Origin of the sequence: Paenibacillus sp. NPDC101420 (assembly GCF_050277435.1) — a bacterium.
In the GTDB taxonomy this organism is placed as follows: Bacteria; Bacillota; Bacilli; order Paenibacillales; family Paenibacillaceae; genus Paenibacillus_AQ.
The window spans coordinates 43,088-63,797 of the sequence record NZ_JBNNSE010000007.1; the positions used below are offsets into that span (position 1 = coordinate 43,088).

The 20,710-nt window shown below is 43.6% G+C and carries 20 protein-coding genes; 16 read left to right on the top strand and 4 right to left on the bottom strand.

Annotation, left to right across the window (positions count from 1 at the left end):
- Positions 1-43: 43 nt before the first annotated feature.
- The 5 genes from ACQKMP_RS24720 to ACQKMP_RS24740 all read left to right on the top strand — a co-directional run bounded on the left by ACQKMP_RS24720 (position 44) and on the right by ACQKMP_RS24740 (position 5,566).
- Positions 44-1,225: an amidohydrolase gene (locus tag ACQKMP_RS24720; RefSeq protein ID WP_427471559.1), complete on the top strand. Its 1,182-nt coding sequence runs from the start codon at positions 44-46 to the stop codon at positions 1,223-1,225.
- Positions 1,222-2,397, top strand: a complete 1,176-nt coding sequence (gene solA, locus ACQKMP_RS24725; RefSeq protein WP_427471741.1) for an N-methyl-L-tryptophan oxidase — start codon at positions 1,222-1,224, stop codon at positions 2,395-2,397. The genes ACQKMP_RS24720 and solA overlap by 4 nt, the downstream gene beginning before the upstream one ends.
- Entirely contained in the window at positions 2,397-2,876 is a 480-nt protein-coding gene (locus ACQKMP_RS24730; protein WP_042188306.1) for a DinB family protein, read from the top strand. The genes solA and ACQKMP_RS24730 overlap by 1 nt, the downstream gene beginning before the upstream one ends.
- A gap of 75 nt (positions 2,877-2,951) precedes the next feature.
- A complete protein-coding gene (locus ACQKMP_RS24735) occupies positions 2,952-4,289 on the top strand; it encodes an LLM class flavin-dependent oxidoreductase (protein WP_042188307.1) in 1,338 nt (445 codons plus the stop codon).
- Positions 4,286-5,566 carry a M20 metallopeptidase family protein gene (locus ACQKMP_RS24740; protein WP_427471561.1) on the top strand — a complete coding sequence of 427 codons (1,281 nt, stop codon included), beginning with the start codon at positions 4,286-4,288 and terminating at the stop codon, positions 5,564-5,566. The genes ACQKMP_RS24735 and ACQKMP_RS24740 overlap by 4 nt, the downstream gene beginning before the upstream one ends.
- 47 nt (positions 5,567-5,613) lie before the next feature.
- On the opposite strand, the gene ACQKMP_RS24745 is transcribed toward ACQKMP_RS24740, so the two are convergent.
- Positions 5,614-6,660, bottom strand: coding sequence for a stalk domain-containing protein (locus tag ACQKMP_RS24745; RefSeq protein ID WP_427471563.1), 1,047 nt, complete (start codon positions 6,658-6,660; stop codon positions 5,614-5,616).
- Positions 6,661-6,903: 243 nt separating this feature from the next.
- Here ACQKMP_RS24745 and ACQKMP_RS24750 point away from each other — a divergent pair, with 243 nt between their 5' ends.
- Positions 6,904-7,959 (top strand): LLM class flavin-dependent oxidoreductase, encoded by a 1,056-nt coding sequence (locus ACQKMP_RS24750; RefSeq protein ID WP_042188311.1) that lies wholly within the window; start codon positions 6,904-6,906, stop codon positions 7,957-7,959.
- A 19-nt stretch (positions 7,960-7,978) separates the two neighbouring features.
- Positions 7,979-8,545 carry an NADPH-dependent FMN reductase gene (locus ACQKMP_RS24755; protein ID WP_042188313.1) on the top strand — a complete coding sequence of 189 codons (567 nt, stop codon included), beginning with the start codon at positions 7,979-7,981 and terminating at the stop codon, positions 8,543-8,545.
- Positions 8,546-8,609: 64 nt separating this feature from the next.
- Here the strand turns inward: ACQKMP_RS24755 and ACQKMP_RS24760 are convergent, their stop codons facing one another.
- Positions 8,610-9,173, bottom strand: coding sequence for a TetR/AcrR family transcriptional regulator (locus tag ACQKMP_RS24760; protein ID WP_042188315.1), 564 nt, complete (start codon positions 9,171-9,173; stop codon positions 8,610-8,612).
- Between the two features lie 326 nt (positions 9,174-9,499).
- Here ACQKMP_RS24760 and ACQKMP_RS24765 point away from each other — a divergent pair, with 326 nt between their 5' ends.
- The 3 genes from ACQKMP_RS24765 to ACQKMP_RS24775 are packed head-to-tail and all read left to right on the top strand — an operon-like array spanning position 9,500 to position 11,815.
- Complete coding sequence (locus tag ACQKMP_RS24765; RefSeq protein WP_042188317.1) at positions 9,500-10,342, top strand: SDR family oxidoreductase; 843 nt, start codon at positions 9,500-9,502, stop codon at positions 10,340-10,342.
- Positions 10,343-10,397: 55 nt separating this feature from the next.
- Entirely contained in the window at positions 10,398-10,793 is a 396-nt protein-coding gene (locus ACQKMP_RS24770; protein WP_042188320.1) for a cupin domain-containing protein, read from the top strand.
- Between the two features lie 41 nt (positions 10,794-10,834).
- On the top strand, positions 10,835-11,815 hold the full coding sequence (locus tag ACQKMP_RS24775; RefSeq protein ID WP_042188322.1) for an aldo/keto reductase: 981 nt from the start codon (positions 10,835-10,837) through the stop codon (positions 11,813-11,815).
- Between the two features lie 141 nt (positions 11,816-11,956).
- On the opposite strand, the gene ACQKMP_RS24780 is transcribed toward ACQKMP_RS24775, so the two are convergent.
- Positions 11,957-12,790, bottom strand: coding sequence for an AraC family transcriptional regulator (locus ACQKMP_RS24780; RefSeq protein ID WP_042188324.1), 834 nt, complete (start codon positions 12,788-12,790; stop codon positions 11,957-11,959).
- Between the two features lie 167 nt (positions 12,791-12,957).
- On the opposite strand from ACQKMP_RS24780, the gene ACQKMP_RS24785 reads away from it, so the two are divergent.
- Positions 12,958-13,617 carry a ThuA domain-containing protein gene (locus ACQKMP_RS24785; protein WP_042188325.1) on the top strand — a complete coding sequence of 220 codons (660 nt, stop codon included), beginning with the start codon at positions 12,958-12,960 and terminating at the stop codon, positions 13,615-13,617.
- A gap of 24 nt (positions 13,618-13,641) precedes the next feature.
- Positions 13,642-14,745, top strand: a complete 1,104-nt coding sequence (locus ACQKMP_RS24790) for a Gfo/Idh/MocA family protein (protein ID WP_197071293.1) — start codon at positions 13,642-13,644, stop codon at positions 14,743-14,745.
- Between the two features lie 133 nt (positions 14,746-14,878).
- Here ACQKMP_RS24790 and ACQKMP_RS24795 read toward each other — a convergent pair whose 3' ends face one another.
- A complete protein-coding gene (locus ACQKMP_RS24795) occupies positions 14,879-15,352 on the bottom strand; it encodes a MarR family winged helix-turn-helix transcriptional regulator (protein WP_042188327.1) in 474 nt (157 codons plus the stop codon).
- Between the two features lie 152 nt (positions 15,353-15,504).
- Here ACQKMP_RS24795 and ACQKMP_RS24800 point away from each other — a divergent pair, with 152 nt between their 5' ends.
- The 4 genes from ACQKMP_RS24800 (at position 15,505) to ACQKMP_RS24815 (ending at position 20,580) form a co-directional block, all read left to right on the top strand.
- Entirely contained in the window at positions 15,505-16,089 is a 585-nt protein-coding gene (locus ACQKMP_RS24800) for a DUF3238 domain-containing protein (protein WP_042188329.1), read from the top strand.
- Positions 16,090-16,123: 34 nt separating this feature from the next.
- Positions 16,124-16,750, top strand: coding sequence for an FMN-dependent NADH-azoreductase (locus ACQKMP_RS24805; protein ID WP_042188331.1), 627 nt, complete (start codon positions 16,124-16,126; stop codon positions 16,748-16,750).
- A 131-nt stretch (positions 16,751-16,881) separates the two neighbouring features.
- Positions 16,882-18,018, top strand: coding sequence for an MFS transporter (locus tag ACQKMP_RS24810; RefSeq protein WP_427471568.1), 1,137 nt, complete (start codon positions 16,882-16,884; stop codon positions 18,016-18,018).
- Between the two features lie 102 nt (positions 18,019-18,120).
- On the top strand, positions 18,121-20,580 hold the full coding sequence (locus tag ACQKMP_RS24815) for a GH39 family glycosyl hydrolase (RefSeq protein WP_042188335.1): 2,460 nt from the start codon (positions 18,121-18,123) through the stop codon (positions 20,578-20,580).
- The last annotated feature ends 130 nt before the right edge of the window (positions 20,581-20,710 follow it).

Below are 20,710 nucleotides of genomic sequence, written 5' to 3' on the forward strand. Positions count from 1 at the left end.
ATCAGGATCACACAACAAATCGTTTAAAGGAGGGTGACTGTATATGACTAGTAAAGCTAAAGAGCTGAGTGCGGAAGCGCTTGGAGAAGAATTAATCGGGATACGCCGTCATCTGCATCGGCACCCGGAACTGTCGAACGAAGAATATGAGACAACAAAATATATTATTTCCCTGCTGGAGCGGGCAGGAGTCAGGGTCGTAGATTACGGTCTGTCTACCGGAGTGATCGCAGAAATTGGGGGCAAGCAGCCAGGTCCGGTCATCGCGCTGCGCGCAGATATCGATGCCTTGCCAATCCAGGAGGAAACTGGCGCAGCTTATGCTTCGTTGTATCCCGGCAAAATGCATGCCTGCGGACATGATTTCCATACGGCTGCCTTGATCGGTGCCGCCTATCAATTGAAGCAGCGAGAGGGTCAGTTACTAGGAACGGTACGCCTGTTGTTTCAACCGGCTGAAGAGAAGGCGCAAGGGGCACAGCGGATCATTGCTAGCGGGGCGCTAGAAGAAGTCCGGGCAGTAATCGGGCTGCATAACAAGCCGGAACTGCCAGTCGGAACGATCGGTATTACGGCGGGCCCTTTAATGGCAGCGGCTGACGGGTTTGTGATTGAAGTGCAGGGTGGCAGTTCTCATGCTGCCGTTCCAGAAGCTGGGATAGACCCGATTGTAGCTGCTTCGCATATTGTGACCGCATTTCAATCCATTGTAAGTCGCAATGTCAGTCCCCTACAAAGTGCGGTGGTCAGTGTGACGCAGATTCACAGCGGAAATTCATGGAACATCATCCCCGAAAAAGCCGTGCTTGAGGGTACAATCCGTACCTTTGATGAAACGGTGCGCAGCAAAGTACTTGACCGCTTTCGGGAAGTGGCGACTGGTGTGGCAGCTGCTCTTGGAGCAAAAGCTACTGTCCGCTGGATCGAAGGGCCGCCTCCGGTTATCAACGACGCCACCTTAGCGGTGTTAGGGGTAGAGTCGGCTGAAGCTCTTGGCTACCGAGCGGTCAAACCTGAGCTTTCACTGGCCGGAGAGGATTTTGCCTACTATCAGCGCGTGGTACCCGGATTGTTCGTCTTTATAGGTACTGAAGGAAGCCAAGAATGGCATCATCCAGCTTTCAATCTGGATGAACAGGCACTCCCTGTGGCAGCACGTTTCCTTGCGGATGCGGCTGTACGTTCCCTTGAGTACTACAATTCCGGTGGAGGTGCAGAATTATAGCTGAACATAAAAGTTACGATGTAATTATCGTAGGCGCAGGCTCGATGGGCATGAGCGCTGGTTACAATCTTGCGAGGCGCGGAGTGAAGACGCTGCTAGTGGATACCTTCGATCCTCCACATACACAGGGCAGCCATCACGGGGAATACCGGCTGATCCGGCATGCTTACAGCGGTGACCCCGCCTACACTGATTTAGCTTTACGGGCAGATACACTATGGAAAGAAGCGGAACTGTTGAGCGGAACAGAACTCCTTGTCCGCTCAGGTGTCTTGAATCTCGCGGATAGCGCAGTGTATTCCTTCAACGGTCGTCTCGAAGAAGCGAAGAAACGGAAGGTGCAGGTCCATCATCTGGATGCCGAAGAGATCCGGCGGCGCTGGCCGGCATTGAACATACCAGAATCATTCGCGGCAATGTATGAACCGGATGCCGGATATTTGTACAGCGAACGCTGTATTTCCGCCTACCGCCAGCTTGCCCTTGGACATGGTGCGGAACTGTTGACGAACACTCCAGTAGTGAATGTCACCGCTCGCGAAGGCAGCGTTACGGTTCATACGACAAATGGCGATTATCACGGAGCGGCAGCTATTCTTAGTGCCGGAGCTTGGTTTGGCAAATTGGCACCTTTTGTACATTTGCCGATTAAAGCAATCCGCAAAGTTGTGGGCTGGTTTGAGAGCTCCCCTGCTTTTGCTGCTGGTAATTTCCCTGGCTTTACGTTAGGAGCAGAGGAAGGTGGCTATTACGGATTTCCCAGCATTGATGGAGCTGGCCTAAAGATCGGCCGGCATGATACAGGGCTGGAATGGAAGCCGGGTACACAGCTTTCCCCGTTCGGCAGTGAAGCCAGCGATGAGGGTGATCTCCGCAAGGTACTGGAGTCTTACATGCCCGGTGCAGCTGGTCGATTGCTAAAAGGTTCTGCATGTAAATATGAGCATACGCCTGATGAAGATTTCATTATAGACTGCCATCCGCTCCATTCCAATGTGCTGATAGCTGGAGGGTTTTCGGGGCATGGTTTTAAATTTTCTAGTGTTGTGGGTGAAATACTGGCTGACTTAGCGATCGGCGGAGTTACAACTCATAACATCCAGCCTTTTTCGTTATCTCGTTTCGCACCACCGGATCATTCGCGAACAAGTCTTATATTGGAGGGGATTTAATGAGCAGAGTTCAAATCAGTGATTATCTAAGGACGTATCATCAATTAGTAAAGTCGACCGCCGGGTTAACGGAGGAACAACTGAAATGGAAGGCAGAACCCGCCAGTTGGAGTGTGACTGAAGTACTGACTCATCTGGCTGATCACAGCATCGTAGTTTCGTTCCGCATTCGTGATATTCTCGCTGCTACGACTGCACAGCTTCCAGTCTTCAATCAGGATGCTTGGGTCAGCGGTCAGTACGCCAACAGCGGCAATGCTTCCGACAATCTGGAGCTGTTCCGCAGCCTGCTTTACTATAACAGCCTTTTGTTTGAACGGCTTAGCGAAGAAGATTGGGAGAAAAGCGGAATTAATTTCAAGGGGGAGACCGTGAAAATTTCCGATATCGTGCACGGCTTCACTGGACATGTGGAGAGACATCTTGGCCAGATCGAGCGAATCAAACAAGGCGCAGCTAATGCATCGTTTGTACAATGATTGCTTCCGAAGTCAGTTTTGCATGAAATGAAATCTAGGAAGCGTATGCTCACAAAACTTTTAGGAGGAATGAACATGACCAAACCAAGACAACTGAAGCTGGGTGCACTGCTGCATGGGGTAGGAGGCAGCACGTCGATGTGGCGCCATCCAGATGCCAAACCAGATGCCAGTGTAAACTTTGAATTATACAAAGAGTGGGTACAGAAGGCAGAAGAAGGCAAGTTGGATCTGATCTTCATCGCAGACGGTCTGTACATTAATGAAAAGTCCATTCCTCATTTCCTTAACCGGTTTGAGCCGCTGACTATTCTTAGCGCACTCGCAGCCGTCAGCACTAACATCGGTTTAGTTGGTACCTTGTCTACCTCGTACAGTGAACCATTTACCGTAGCGCGTCAATTCGGCTCACTGGATGTAATCAGCGGCGGCCGGGCCGGCTGGAATGTGGTGACTTCACCTCTGGAAGGTTCTGCGTCAAATTACAGCAAAAAAGAGCATCCTGACCATGGCAAGCGCTACCGCATTGCCACCGAATATTTGCAGGTGACACGCGGACTATGGGATTCTTGGGAGGATGATGCGTTTGTACGAGACAAGGAATCAGGTGTATTCTTTGATCCGCAAAAAATGCATACCCTGGACCATCAAGGAGAGTTCTTCTCTGTGAAGGGGCCGCTGAATATTGCTCGTTCGAAACAGGGGCAGCCAGTTGTATTTCAGGCAGGATCCTCGGAAGTCGGTAAGAATTACGCCTCCAAGGAAGCAGATGCTATCTTCACTGGACACGAAACGCTAGAAGATGCCCAAGCATTCTATAACGATGTTAAGACACGGGTAGCTTCGTTTGACCGGAATCCGGATGAAGTGCTGATCTTCCCTGGAATTGCTCCAATCATCGGTGACACGCCGGAGGAGGCAGAGCGCAAGTACCAGGAGGTTGCTGGCCTTGTAACGATTGAGAATGCACTGAACTACTTAGGCAGATTCTTCGAGCATCATGATTTCTCGCAATATCCGCTGGATGAGCCGTTCCCTGAGCTTGGTGAGTTGGGGCGCAATAGCTTTCAGAGCGGCACGGATAAAATCAAAAAGGATGCGAAGGAGAAAGGCTTGACGCTTCGACAGGTTGCCTTACAATCGGCTACCCCACGCAGCAGCTTCATTGGCACACCGGAGCAAGTAGCTGATCAGATTCAATCTTGGTTTGAAAGTGGTGGGGCAGATGGATTTATGATCGCGGCTGCCGTCCCTAACGGACTGGAGGAATTCATCGATCGGGTGGTGCCGATTCTGCAGGAGCGGGGTTTGTTCCGCACTGAATACGAAAGTGACACGCTGCGTGGAAACCTCGGCATACCGTTGCCGGAGAACCGTTATTCCAAAGCTTCTCAACCAGCAGGGCAAATTTGACGGTTGATCCAGTATTCGCAATCCACCAAAACTCGAATATTGCGGAGATGATGCATTACGCCGGCCAGCTGCAGGATGAAATGATTGAATACCGTCGTGATTTGCATGCCCATCCGGAGCTACTGTATGATGTCGTCCGCACTTCTAATAAAGTAGCAGAATTGTTAGAGGAGTGGGGGATCACAGTACGTAGAAATGGCGGCAAACATTTCGGAATGGGAGTGGTCGGCCTCCTGCAAGGCTTAGCAGACAATGGCAATAGTGGGCCTACTCTTCTTCTAAGGGCTGATATGGATGCCCTGCCGATACAAGAGTGCAATGAGTTACCTTACAAGTCAGTCAATGACGGCATCATGCACGCCTGTGGCCATGATGCCCATACCGCTATGCTGTTGGGGGCTGCCCGAACCTTGGCAGCCTTCCGGGAACGATTGATGGGTACGATCATTTTCGTCTTCCAGCCAGCTGAGGAAGGCGCGGTCAAGAGTCCGCTTGATGGAAGATTACTCTCAGGCGGCCGCGATCTCATTGAGGATAACGTGCTGGAAGGTGTCGACTATGCCTACGCGCTACATGTCATGCCAGAGCTTCCGGTCGGAACGCTTGGTATTCACCCTCATGATGCCATGGCAGCGTCAAGCCATTTTAAGGTGGAATTTCAGGGAACATCCGGTCATCATAGTGCTCCGCACAGAGCTGTAGATGCGATCCAGATGGCGGCACGATATATAGGAGAGATTAACGGAATGATGGCTAATCGAATCGATCCGCAGGAGGCGGCGGTGTTGGCCTTCGGAACGTTGCAGGCTGGTACTGCTGTTAATGTGATCGCTGAACACAGTGAACTGACAGGAACGTTCAGAGCGTTTACCAAGACGACGGTAGCTGCAATTACAAATGGTTTACAGCGCCATGCTTCAGCTATAGCTGAGTCTTATGGAGGGAAATACAAGCTGGAGCTGCGTGAAGGAATTGCAGTAGTGAACAATGCGGAAGCGGTGCAGCAGGTGCTTCATGCAGCCCGTGCAGTTCTAGGTGAGGATCAGGTAATACTTCTGGAGCAGCCAAGTCTGGCTGGTGAGGATTTTGGTTGGTATCTTGATAAAGTTCCTGGTGCCTTAGCCTTTATCGGTTGCGGCAATAAGGAGAAGGGAATTCTCCATGCTATCCATCAGCCACAGTTTAATATCGATGAAGCGATGCTAGTTCATGGTGCGAGGATACTGGTTAGACTCGCAATACAGCATAATGGATCGGCCAGCGGCAAACAAAAGTAAAAGGTACCCCAATGGGATACCTTTTACTTTTGTTTAGGCTTGTCAACTCACCAGAAATACGTTCCGAATGAGTAACCGTTTTTCCCAAAGAATGTTATCTCCCCGCTTGTCACGCCCTCAGGAATGTCAAAAAACATGCCTTGTTTACCCGAGATATCATAGGTGTGAGTTACTCTCTTATCATGAACTTTGTAACTTACCTCGAAATGACTGAATTGCTTCTTAAGACCTTGATCGAACATACCGACACTAACGAGTTGTCCGCTCCTCTTCACTTGGACGTCGTCTCCATCATCCCCCATGCCTAAATCCATACTCCAGTCCAAACTCCCGTTTTTTAAACGATCGACGTATTTCAACGTAAGCGATTCTACGCCATCTTCCTCTTCGATATGTAAGAGTACAGCTGTATATTTATCAATAATCCGAGAATCCAGAACTGGGAGTCCGCTCAAAATAGCAAATTCAGTTAACTCCTGCTCTGTTATTGCCTCTCCTGAGGGATCATCCATCTCGATAGGTTTCATTCCTAGCCAATCTTCCCACTCCTCAGGAGATTCGAGTTCAGCACGAAAGTCATCATCCGTGGTAATGATCGCTGTTCTAGTTGCTACATCCCAATCAACGGAGATCCCGATTCGTTCGGCAATAGCACGCAATGGAACCATAATATCACTGCCGGAGAGATAAGGTGTAGGACTCTTCCAATTGATCCAAACATCAGAATCCTCTATATCTTCGTTGTAATCGCTAAACATATAATCACTTTTATCCGGATAAATAGAAAGTGCTCCATTAAAATGTGAAATAAACACATGTGGATAAGGGTTATCTATAAACTTCGTAATATCGGCTTGAATGTCGGGATGCTCAAAAATTTGGGTTGGAACGAAGGATTTTCCCTCTATTAAAGTAGGCAACTCATCTTGAAAGGAAAAGTTTATGCCATTAATTGTAACGGAGGGTTGGATTGCAGAACGTTGGATAGAATCGGATAACTTCGGTACAACAGAAGCCGATGCGAAGATCGGAGTCGAATTGGAAGCTGATAAGAAAAGAATAAGTAATACGTTCATGAAGCGGCGGTTGTGCATGAATACAATTCTCCTTTTTTTGTTTATCACTTTAATAATCAAATCAATATCCTAAATATACCATGTGGAGATTATTATAGGCGATTCTTAGCACAGGCTTAAATCGAGTAGTTTTTTCTTAACAGGATCATTAGTTTGACATTATGCAAGCACTTAACTATACTTATTATAGTGACTTACTTAATTATATTGAATCGACAAATCATAAATGAATTCTAACTTTTTAAAGAAAAGAGGGTAATCATGGAACAATATCGGATCAATGCAGACAATGGCTTAGAGTTTGGACTTTATACATTAGGTGATCATCTAGCGAACCCCGAAACTGGAAGCCGAATATCTGCCAAACAACGCATACGTGAAATTATTGACTTGGCTCAATTAGCGGAGCAAGCAGGAATTGATTTTTTTAGTGTAGGAGAGAGTCATCAAGAGTATTTTGCTACTCAGGCGCATACCGTCGTGCTGTCAGCTATTGCACAGGCTACTAAGAAAATGAAAATAGGTAGCTCATCTACGATTATAAGCACCTCTGATCCGGTTAGGGTGTACGAAGATTTCGCTACAATTGATTTGATCTCAAATGGTCGAGCTGAAATAATAGCTGGCCGTGCCTCTAGAGTGGGGTTATATGAACTATTGGGCTATGATCTTAATGATTATGAGGAATTATTTGAAGAAAAATTCGACTTGTTATTAAAGATAAATGAAAACGAAGTTATGAATTGGAAGGGAGAATTTCGTAACCCTCTCAAAAATGCAAGAATCCTTCCCCGTCCTGAGGGAAACTTACCGATATGGAGAGCTGTAGGGGGAACTTCTGCCAGTGCGATCAAAGCAGGCATTGCAGGTGTTCCAATGTTTTTGGCCCATTTAGGGGGTCCTGCAGTCTTGTTTAAAAGATCCATTGATGCTTATCGTGAAGCTGCAAGCCAGAACGGATTCGATCCGTCGAAGCTGCCTGTAGCGACTGCTGGATTCTTTTACGCAGATGAAACGACACAGAAGGCACAAAGAGCCTATTATCCATATATAAACGAAGGAATGAAATTAACCAATGGACGTGGTTTTCCTAAACAGGCGTTTGCTCAAGGAGCCGATCCCCGCGATGTTATGAATATTGGCAGCCCACAGGAAATCATTGAAAAAATTCTATATCAACATGAACTCTTCGGCCATCAACGATATATCGCACAAATGGATTATGGTGGCGTACCTTTTGAAAATTTAATGAAAAACATAGATTTAATTGGTTCTGAAATTCTACCAGCTATTAAAAAATATACGGCAAAAAAATAAACTCCAGGAGGTCAGAATTATGAAAATTGTAGCATTATCAGGGTCAAAGATAGGATCGAAAACCAGAATCGCTATGAATTACACAATAAATTCGTTTCATGAAAAATACAAAGATGCAGAAGTTACGCTTCTAGATCTGGCGGAGTATGATGTTCAATTCAGTGATGGTCGCAATTATCTGGAATACGAAGGGGACACCAAGTACGTAATTCAAACGATCATGGAAGCAGATGTTATCGTAATCGGAACGCCTATATTTCAAGCTTCCATCCCAGCAACACTAAAGAATATATTCGATTTAGCACCCGAAAAAGCATTTCAACACAAGGTTGTAAGTATGCTCGTCACGGCAGGTTCTGCACGTCACTATCTGGTAGCTGAGCAGCAATTGAAACCGATATTGGCCTATATGAAAGCGCAAATTGTTCAAACGTATGTATTTATAGAAGAGAAGGATTTTTATCGAAAAGAAATAGTAAATGATGATGTGCTATTCCGTATAGACCGCTTAGTGGAAGATACCTATGTACTTTCTGAGACCTATGCCAAAATTCGAGAGGCTGAAGAAGCTAAATATGGTTTCTAAGAAAGATCGAAATAGGCTAACATTTCGCAAACTAGTTACTATTTTCCAAGTCACCCTTCATCCTTTAGGATGAGGGGTTATTTGTACAATTTCGTTCCAATAAGGCTCCCAGCTGTTCTGCTAATACTTGATAGGTTACTGGTCTTTCGTTCGTAAACCACCATTCAACTACACCTACATACGAAGAAGCTACAAATTGTACGACTAGATCCTTATTTAATCCTTCGTTTTTACCCTTTGTGATATCCACTTCGTCTTTGAACTCTTCTATAAGAAATTCCAGAAAACGACTCCGGAAGAAAGGGGCTCCTTTACTAGCCAACATCATAGAGAAAAAGGCATAGTTACTCTCAAAGTATTCCGTCCAAATCACGGACCCCGTTACAAAATCCAAATCAGAGGCTGCTTCACATTTTTCACGAAGTTCATTGATATGCTTCTCGATAAGCTTATCAAGAAGATCATATTTATCCATATAGTGAAGGTAAATAGTACCACGGCTTACGTTTGCTTTATCTGAGAGTTCCTGAATGGTTATATCATCAAAATTTTTCACAGTCATTAGTTCAATGACTGCTGTCTTCAGGGCTTCCTGTGTTTTTAAGATTCTTCGATCGACTTTAGACAATTTGCTCACCGAACTTTCTTTATTCATCAATTAAAGAGTAAGAATTCATTATATAACATACTATAACGAGCTCATCAATGGGACATCTGTTTTAAATTTATATAAAAGAATCGCGAATACGCAGTAGGAAATAAACAATTTCGATGGTTTTGTTTATTAATGTACAAATCGCATCAAATTAACAATTGGCACCAAATTTAATCCGATTATAATAATAGACATGTGATCATTATTGTAATTATGCGTATTAAATATTGGTTACAACTACTCATGTGCTAAGTATTCCAGCAGCAAAATCGGAATAAGAAGTTTAGGAGGAAATGATTATGAATAATCGCACATGGCTTATCACCGGTGTGAGCAGTGGTTTTGGTTATGAGATGACGAAACAGCTTCTTCAGAAGGGCAATAAGGTTATCGGTACTGTTCGTAACAAAAGCAAGGTCGCTGACCTCATTGAGAAGTATCCCGAAACCTTCAGTTGCGAGATTCTAGATGTGACCGATTTTCCAGCCATTCGAAATCTTGTCGATAGATCTTTTGAAAAGTTTGGACGTATCGACGTTATCATAAGCAATGCTGGTTATGGACTTTTTGGGGCTGCAGAAGAACTCTCTGACGACGAGGTTAATCATATCATTGCCACGAATCTAACGGGGTCCATCCAGCTTATTCGTTCAGCTATCCCGCATTTGCGCACTCAGGGTGGTGGACGCATTATTCAGATCTCCTCCTATGGCGGGCAGGTCGCCTTCCCAGGAAATTCGATGTACCATGCGACCAAGTTTGGGATAGAGGGCTTTTGTGAGTCCGTTGCTCAGGAGGTTGAAGCTTTCAACATCGGTATTACATTGGTGGAGCCGGGAGGAGCCCGTACCGAGTTCCGTTATGGGAGCGCACAGGTAGCGAAACTCATGACAGAATACGAAGGCAACCCAGCACATAACTTTTTGAACATGCTGGACGCTTCTAAGAGTTTAGCTCCTGGAGATCCTGTGCGGATGGCTGCCCGAATCATAGAAAGTGTTGAATTAGAACCGGCACCGATACGAATGATACTTGGATCTCATGCACTGGCAAGCACGATTTCGACCCTCAAAGCTCGTGTTGCCGACTATGAGAAGCAGACTGAACTGGCAGCTTCTACTGATTTTCCAGCGGGAGAGTAAGAGGATCGCAGTGCACTAATAATCATTAACTATAGGAAGAAAGTAGGAATCAACGATGAAAAATGAACAACTTAGTAGCAGCACTATTTTTCCTTTAGGGGAAAAGGTTAAAGCAAACTTTACGGGTGACGCTTATTTGCAAATGGTGTTTACAGATCCGAAGCCGCTTAATACCGCAATTGGTAATGTAACCTTTGCTCCAGGCGCACGCAATAACTGGCATGCTCATAAGGTTGGACAAGTTCTGTTAGTCACTGGTGGAAATGGCTGGTATCAGGAAGAAGGAAAACCTGCTCAATTGCTCGAAATAGGTGATGTGGTCAACATTCCAGCTAATGTGAGACATTGGCATGGCGCGACAAAGGATAGTTGGTTCGTTCATTTGGCTATGACTCCAGGCGAAACAGAATGGTTTGAAGCTGTCGAGGATGAATGGTTTGAAGCACTTTAAGAACTAAAACTCATTTAAATATAGAAATGGAGGCTTGCTTTATGGAATATATCAAATTTGGAAATACGGGAATGGACGTCTCTCGGATTTGCCTTGGTTGTATGAGCTTTGGAAAAGTGCTGCCTGGAGGGCACCAATGGGTGCTCGATGAGGAGAACAGTCGTCCTATCATTAAAAGAGCGCTTGAGCTTGGCATCAATTTTTTTGATACAGCTAATATTTACGCAAGTGGTTCCAGTGAAGAGATTATCGGACGTGCGCTTAAGGACTATGCGAATCGGGATGAAATTGTACTTGCCACGAAGGTCTGGGGCCAGATGCGTCCAGGTCCTAATGGTGGTGGGCTTTCTCGAAAAGCTATTATGAGCGAAATAGATAACAGTTTGAAGAGACTTGGGACCGATTATGTGGATCTCTATATCATTCACCGCTGGGATTATAACACACCCATTGAAGAAACCATGGAGGCCTTGCATGATGTAGTGAAGTCTGGAAAGGCTAGATATATCGGTGCGTCTGCTATGTATGCTTGGCAGTTCCAAAAAGCATTACATGTGGCCGAGAAAAATAGCTGGACTCGCTTTGTATCCATGCAAAATCACCTTAATCTCATCTACCGAGAAGAGGAAAGGGAAATGATGCCGCTTTGTCAGGATCAAAAAATTGCGGTAACTCCTTATAGTCCTCTGGCATCAGGAAGATTGATTCGTGATTGGTCGGAAACAACACGCAGATCCGAAACCGATCTCATTCAAAAATCAAAGTATGATTCAACTGCTGATGTAGATCGATTAATTGTTGAGCGAGTAGCGTCGTTAGCAGAGAAACGAGGCGTACCACGTACTCATATCGCACTTGCATGGCTGTTGCAAAAAGCTTCTGTAGCTGCTCCAATTGTGGGCGCGACGAAAATTGCTCAGCTCGAAGATTCAGTAGATGCTCTAGCGGTGAAATTATCACCTGAAGAAATTTCATTCCTTGAAGAGTTGTATGTTCCACATCCAATAGTTGGAGCTCAGTAATGAAGACTGGTTAAGCTTGTCACTTAAACGTAGACCTTTTCGCTGTCTTTGTGCATTCGAATATTAAAATAAAGCCGATGATCTAAACCAAAAGATCATCGGTTTTTTGTTTGCTTAATAAGATAACGGACCATGTATCTCTTAACGTAATTCACTTGGAGTCCGTTGTTTAATCTGTTTAAATACTCTGTTAAAGGTACGGATATTAGTGAAACCGCATTCCAGTGCGATATCTAAAATGGATTTGTCTGTGGTCAGCAGCAGCTGTTCTGCTTGGTTGACTCGGATGTTGCTAAGGTATGCAATATAGCTCATACCCGAAAGACTCTTGAAGAAGCGGGAGAAATAAAAGAGGCTCATATTGGCTTGCCTTGCGGCGTCAGCAAGTGTGATGGGATGCATGTAGTTGACGTCGAGGTATTCAAGAACCCCTTGCATAATCTTCATGTTAGTGATGCGCCTTTTATCTTTCTGTGGATTAATCTTATCCAAGGGAACATGCCGTAAAATGAGTCCGCTCCACTCGTGCAAAAGGCCGATGATTACCTGTTCATGATATTCCAGCTTCTGATTATATTCGTCCATAAGTTCCTGCAGGATCTGAGAAAGACGATTGTTGATACGCACTTCTTCTTCTCGTATAGCTCGTTTCTCCATAAATGGGGAAGTCAGCCTCACATTCAAAGGCCATCCACCAGGAAAACCGATTAATGAAGGATTGAATATCACCATCATTATCTTGGAGCTGCTGTCTTTACTGTCATAGTAGTGGATGTCTCCGCTGCTGCATATAGCCATATCTCCCGCTTTCAAGATCCTTGTTTCGGAGTTAATTCCCATCCGAATTGAACCTTCAAATACATAGACTATCTCAAGATCGTTATGCCAGTGGGCTAGAAAATCAATATCATTAGACATTATTACAGTGAAGGGGAACGTCGAATGGTAAGTTCTATTTTCGTGAAAGGCTTTCATGAGATCTCCTGTTCATGTGGTTTGAATTTTAGGTTCACCTCTAAAACTTAGCAAAAAATGACCATTCCTACAAGTGAAATGGCGAGCACACCTCTCTGATCTGGATTACAATTTCATCAGATGGACGAAAGGTTGATTACATATATAAAGGAAAAGGAGATTGCAGGATGACGAAGAAAGCATTGATTGTAAAAGGTGGATGGGATGGGCATGAACCAAATGAAGTAGCCGCAATTTTTGCTGGCATTCTAGAGGCTGAAGGCTTTGAAGTTGAAGTGTCTGATACGCTGGAGAGCTTCAACAGTGCAGAGAAGCTTACGGATTTAAGCCTTATTGTACCGGTATGGACCATGGGAGAAATCAGTAATGATCAGGTATCCTCAGTTCTGAAGGCAGTAGCTTCTGGAGTAGGAATTGCCGGTTGTCATGGAGGGATGTGCGACTCTTTCCGTAACAATACAGAGTGGCAATTTTTGACCGGGTCACAATGGGTAGCACATCCATTTAACGATGGGGTAGAGTATGAAGTTAATATCGTACATTCTGGCTCCAGTCCCATTGTGGAGGGTATCCAAGACTTCAAGGTGAAATCGGAACAATATTATTTACATGTAGATCCTGCAGTGGATGTCTTGGCAACAACTACGTTTGTAATGAGTGAGGGTGAGCATTCAGCAAATGGTGTCATCAGGATGCCCGTTGTATATACGAAGAAATGGGGAAAAGGGAAGGTTTTCTATAATTCACTTGGCCATCATGCAGACGTTTTCGATATACCGGAAGCCAAGGAACTGATGCGAAAAGGCTTTTTGTGGGCGGCTAACTAAAACTGAGATAAGGTGGGAATGATCTTGCGCAAAGTGAAGGTAGGTATAGTCGGCTGCGGTAACATCAGCAGCATTTATTTTGAGAATTTGAATGGGACCTTCGTTAATACTGAGGTCTATGCTTGTTCCGACCTGGATAAAAGTCGTGCAGAGCAAGCGGCGGAGAAATATGGCGTTCCTCATGTATGGACGACAGAACAATTACTTGCTTCGGAAGAGATTGAAATAGTCGTTAATCTAACAACGCCTAATTTTCATTTTGACGTGTGCAAGCAAGCCTTGCTAGCTGGCAAGCATGTGTATGTGGAGAAGCCCTTATCACTTTCCCTTGAAAATGGCACTGAGCTAGTTCGTCTGGCGAAGGAAAAGAACCTGTTCCTTGGCTGCGCACCAGATACTTTCCTTGGAGGCGGTCTGCAAACCTGCAGTAAGCTGATTGCGGATGGTTATATCGGGGAGCCGGTGGCAGCAACTGCCTTTATGCTTTGTCATGGACATGAAAGCTGGCATCCTGATCCGGAATTTTATTATAAAGCCGGTGGAGGACCCATGTTTGACATGGGACCCTACTATCTAACTGCGTTAGTATCTTTGCTAGGCCCAGCTAAAACAGTATGCGGCATCACTAAAACCTCTTTTGCTCATAGAACGATCACGAGCGACAAAAAGTTTGGCAAAGTCATTGATGTAGAGGTGCCCACACATGTTGCTGGAACGATTGAGTTTGACAGTGGCGCTGTGGCAACCATGATTACCAGCTTTGATGTTTGGCACAGTACTTTACCGAGGATCGAAATCTACGGATCGCAAGGAACCTTGATCGTACCGGACCCTAACAACTTTGGAGGGCCGATCCTTTTACGCCCGGCACACAGCTCGGAATTCCAAGAGATCCCACTTATCTACAATTATGCAGATAATAGTAGAGGCATAGGAGTAGCAGATATGGCACACTGCATCGACACGGGGGAGACTCCTCGTGCAAACGGAGAACTCGCCAATCACGTACTTGAGATCATGCATGCATTCCATACAAGTTCCGACTCTAAGCAATATGCTCAACTGGTAACCAGCTGCGAGCAGCCCAAGCCATTGCCGCTGGGCTTAGTCAAAGGGTATTTAGAGTAGTGATTTCCCAGAACAAATACTAAATGTATGCTGCAGATAATCAGCTTTCAAAAAGGGTAGAAGACAGATCTTTAAGTCTTCTACCCTTTTTGGTTTGATGAATCGCAGCATACACCAAATCTTCACCATACACTTACCAGACAGGTCTTGATCTCATAGTAGATTTATCTTCATTTGCTTTATATACAAGTGTTGTTAAATCATCTTTGAGCATCTGCAGTCGTTCAGCACCTATGATTTCAATCCAACGTTGCTCAATCTCAGTTAGTATTTCCTCTTTTGCTTTCACTGCTAACCAACCTCGCTCAGTCAAAACAATGATTTTTCCTCTCTTGTCAGTGGGATGATTTTCGCGAATTACATAACCACTTTTCTCAAGATAATCTACCATTTTACTTACAGCTTGCTTCGTAATTCCTAAATATTCGGCTAATTCTATACCTGTTGCTCCGTTTGGAGCAATACACTTAAACATAAAACCATGTACAGGTCTAATATCTGCAAATCCTAATTCACGCAATCTATCATGTAGTTCATTAATTGATGTACTAAAGGATACTGATAAAAGTGTTGTCAGATCCAATTCACTAAAGATTTCCTGAGTCATACATAAAACCTCCTTAAATAAAGTCAACTTAGTTGACTTTGTACGAAATACATTGTACTATGCGAAAAGTAGTCAATCAAGTTGACTATATTTTCTGTTGTGAAAGAAACAGGAATTACTGAAACAGAATTAATAAATTATGGAGGGTTCTCATGACTAATATTGTTAAAGTTAGAGCAAGTGTATTTATTCCAACACCGTGGACTGATCCTAGGAAGGATGAAGAAACAGGAAACGTAATCCATTTTGAAGGTGACTCACGTGAATTCACACCCTATGCTGTCAACGCTATGCGCTCCAGAGTGGAACAAGAAGTAGTTGTAGATTTTTACAAAAAAGATATTTTCACATATGCAAATACTGGTATTACAACAGAAAGAGTCACTACTCCAGATGGTTCTGTTAATAAAAAAACAGGAAAAGCTACTACAGAAGGTATTTTGTGCACTGATATTGTGTGGGGCTCTGAAGACGTTAGGTTTCAAATGAGTGCAAGTGCTAGCAATCCATTAAATGCATTTGCACCTCCAGTTGACTATCTTTTAATAGTTCATATTCAAAAGGATGGTACTGTCAATATGCAAGGAGCACATGATGGATTTCCTTGTTTTGAATTTTATAAACAAGTGAACTTTGGAACGTTCGAACAAATTTATACACATGATTACAGAGTAACTGGTGATACTCCTGAAGCTATGGCTGGAGAAATGGAGTATAGCTTCAAAAAAATATTATAAACAACATAAGAGTGCACATCAGGAGGAACAAGGAATGACAACCGTTTTATTTGTAAAAGCAAACAATCGACCAGCAGATCAGTCGGTAAGTGTTAGATTATTTGAGGCTTTTTTAGCGAGCTATAAAGAATCACATCCAAATGACACTGTAGTAGAGCTGGATTTATACAATGAGGAATTGCCTTACGTAGGTGCAGATATGATTAACGGAACATTTAAGTCTAGTAGAGGATTAGATTTAACAGTAGAAGAAGCAAAAGCAGTAGCTGTTGCTGATAAGTATTTAGATCCATTCCTTGCAGCTGATAAAGTCGTATTTGGGTTCCCTTTATGGAATTTAACCATCCCAGCTGTACTACACACATATATTGATTACTTAAACCGCGCAGGCAAAACATTTAAATATACGCCAAAAGGTCCAGTAGGGCTTATTGGAAATAAAAAAATAGTGTTATTAAACGCAAGTGGTGGTGTGTATTCTGAGGGACCAAAAGTTGATTTAGAGATGGCTGTTAAATATGTAACAAGTATGATGAACTTCTTTGGTGTGAAAAATATAGAGACTATTATCATTGAAGGGCACAGCCAATTCCCTGATAAGGCAGAAGAGATTATTGTCGCAGGGCTTGAAAAAGCTGTTAAAGTATCAAGGACGTTCTAAATAACCAAGCGTGTATCAGTCTATATAGGGCAGTACCAACACTTTTATAGCGGTGGTGCTGCTTTTTTATTCGCCTATTTCACTATTTTTGGGGATTACCTAAAGTCGATAGAAAGAAGGATTACATTACAATGGAACGGTTATGGACAAAAAACTATATCATGCTGACCCTTACAGCTTTATTACTATTTAGTGGATTTTATTTACTAATGCCAACATTGCCTATGTTTATCAAACAACTAGGTGGAAGTGAATCTCAAGTTGGATTAATAATTGGAGTGTTTACAATATCGGCAGTAATTTTTCGTCCTATTATTGGAGGATTAATGGATCGGTTTGGTCGACGTGCATTTATAATAAGCGGATTACTTTTTTTTGCTATAACCATGTATTTTTATGATTGGGTAACAGGCATTATATTTTTAGTAATATTACGTATCCTTCATGGAGTCAGCTGGGCAGTTGCTACAACTTCGATAGGAACGGCTGTGACTGATGTTATTCCACAATCTCGTCGTGGAGAAGGAATGGGATGGTATGGACTAGCAATGACATTAGGAATGGCGTTAGGACCAATCATTGGTCTTTGGGTAACAAAATCTTATTCATTTCATTACCTATTTCTTCTATGCACAGCATTAGCTTTGATTGCATTCATTCTTGGATTTGGTGCAAAAATTCCAGCAGTTCAAAACACATCAAAAAAACCAATATCATTTTATGAAAAAACAGTTTTACCTATCGCTATCGTTACATTTTTCTTATCATTTACTTTTGGTGGTATTACAACTTTTTTACCACTGTTTGCGGCAAATATTGAAGTTAACACGGGTACTTTTTTCTTAGTGTATGCAGTCACACTTACAGTAATTAGACCACTTACGGGGAAGATATCCGATAAGTATGGGGAAGGGGTCATTATTGTACCTGCTCTTTTCATATTGATAGTCGCACTATTCGTCCTAACAATGACTAAAGGAATTGCTGGAGTGGTTATTACAGCTATTTTGTACGGAATTGGATTCGGATCAGCTCAACCAGTGCTTCAAGTAGCGATGATTCGATTAGCCCCACCAGCGAAAAGAGGTGTAGCGAACGCTACATTCTTTACTGCTTTTGATTTAGGAATTGGTTTAGGAGCAATACTACTTGGATTTGTTTCACAGCTTATGGGATATCAGATGGTATTTATTACTTGTGCTATATCTGGGTTTATTAGTCTGGTGCTTTTTATATTGATTGTAAAAAAGACACTAAAAACAACCTGAACCTTCGTTATCAATAAGACAGTAAACTTGATTTCATGGGTTTATATGATAGGATTTTGGATGAGGCAAGGCTCTATTAAGATTAAGAATAGGAGGTTAGGTATGCAAGAAAATACATTGATAGCCTCGGATTTCAGGTTTTCAATTAATCTCCCTGAAGACGCTATCGCTTCCTGGCATCAAGAACTTGAGGTAATGTACATCTTGCAGGGAACTGGGGTACTACAGTTGGATGACAATCAGTTTACCTATGAAGTTCAGCAGGATGACATTATTGTATTGAATAGCTACCAACTGCACGCTTTAAATATGAAAGGTTCGGGCAAGGCGCTATCGCTGTTTATCTCGCCGGCATTTTTGGCAGCTTTTTGTCCTGAGATTGAAAGTATAATTATAGAGTGTAAGTCTTTTCTATACCCTAAGGACGAACAAGCTCGCTTTAATGTAATCCGAAGTGAGTTCGCCAGTGTATTCCAGGCCTATTACAAAAACGAATCTCGTTTACCTATACTAATGCGTAGTCGTGTAGGTGTACTGCTGAACAGTCTAGTGCATACTTTTCTTGAGCAGAACAAGCAGAAGGATCCCTCCAAATCCTCAAGTAAGGAAAGATTGCGCAAAGCAACCGACTATCTCCACCGACATTATCGGGAAAATATTACTCTGAGTGGACTAGCCTCCACTATCTATTTAAGTAGCTCCTACCTGTCCCATTTATTTCAGAAACAGCTTGGCCTTACTTTTACTGCCTACCTTACAAATGTCAGACTGAGTCAGGCAGTGGCACTTCTTCGTAGTGAAAGAACGATCACGGACATCGCCTCAGAAGTTGGATTTCCAAGTACCAACGCTTTGATCGACGCCTTCAAACGGCGCTTTGGTGTTACACCAGGGCAATACCGTCTAGTAAATGAGCATGATGCGACAGATCCACAGGAGAACAGAATGGTCACAGCGGGATTTTCGACCGATTTCACTTCACTAATGCGGCATTTGCATCACAACGAGCACTCCATTGTCCAACCTCAGGTCAATGAGGGATATGATCTTCATGTGGACACTGGCCGTAAGATTCGGACGCTGAGTCATAACTGGCGGACGTTGATTAATGCAGGTTACGCCAAGGATCTGTTGAATGGCGCGGTACAGGCGCAAATACGAAAGCTGCAAAAGGAGATTGGCTTTCGCTATATGCGCTGCAAAGGTCTGTTAGACGATGACATGATGCTGTATGTCAGGAAAATGTCTGGTAGCGCAGATTATAACTTTGTTTATGTAGATGAGGTACTGGACTTCATGCTTTCAGTGGAGTTAAAGCCTTATGTTGAATTTAGTTATATGCCTTCTGCATTAGCGAGGGAAGCCGTGTTTCCATTTAAGAGGCCAAGCATCCTTTCTATGCCTGAGCATCTTGACAAATGGCTCGACCTTGTGACTTCCCTTGTTAGGCATTTCATTGATCGGTATGGGATTGAGTCCGTGCGGGAATGGAGATTTGCTCCTTTTGTGAGTCCAGAGTTTTCAGGATATGGTGTGTTTACCATGGAAGAATACTGGGTGCTTTACCGTGAAACCAGCCACGCCATCCGTGCTATCGATCCGCAGCTACATATTGTTGGTCCAGGAAGCAACATTGATTCTAGTAATTTTATCAGCGAATTCCTAGTGTCTTGCAGTAAGGGGAATTGTTTGCCCGACTCTCTGGCTCTACGTGCTTATCACAGCATCTTACCGGGTCAGGAAGACACTGGTCTTCAGCTCATGGCAGAGGATGAAGCTTTTCCACTTGCGGTAAGCGGCGATGAACAGTTTATGAAACACGCGTTACATAAGGTCAAAAAGCTGTTGCGTCAACGTGGTTTCGCTAGTCTGCCTGTGATTCTTGAAGAGTGGAGTAATAACATATGGCAGCGTGATTTGTGTAATGATACCTCCTACAAATCTGCTTTTCTTTTCAAAAATATTCTGGAGAATTACGACCACTTTGAGGCTATGGGATACTGGTCGCTCAGTGACCATATGGAGGAAATTGTTCCTTCGTCGGATCTTTTTCATGGCGGGTTTGGTTTATTCACTCGCGGAGGTTTGCCCAAAAGCTGTTATCGGGCGCTGCAATTGTTGCGTTATGCAGGAAGCGGTCTGATAGCTGAAGGTGATGGGTATTTTATAACTTCCTCGAAAGGTGAAATACAGATATTTCTATATAATTATTGTCATTATGATACTCTATATCGCTACCGTCATACCACTCACTTGACTCAAACCGAACGTTACAACGTGTTCAATATACGCAATACCCGTCAGTATCACATTCGTCTAGACGGCTTAACGCCGGGTGTTTATACAGAGCGAAGGTATTCAGTAGGTCCGGCTGGGGGAAGCGCCTTTGATGAATGGTTGAATATGGGGGCACCTAAGGACATGCGTCCAGAAGAATGGTCTTATCTTGAAGGTCGGTCCCTGCCGTTATTTCAAATACGTTCGCTGCAAGTGACAGCAAATTTTGTGGTAAATGCTGTTGTACAACCACATGAGGTACAAGTGATTAGATTAACACGTTAAATAGAGAATAGTATAACAAGGATGACTTTAGTGTTGTCCTTTTTTGTTTTTTATATTGTATTTTTGCTCTCGACATCATTTTTGAAATCGCTTTCAATATTAATGATAAAAGAAGGATATAACAAAAGAA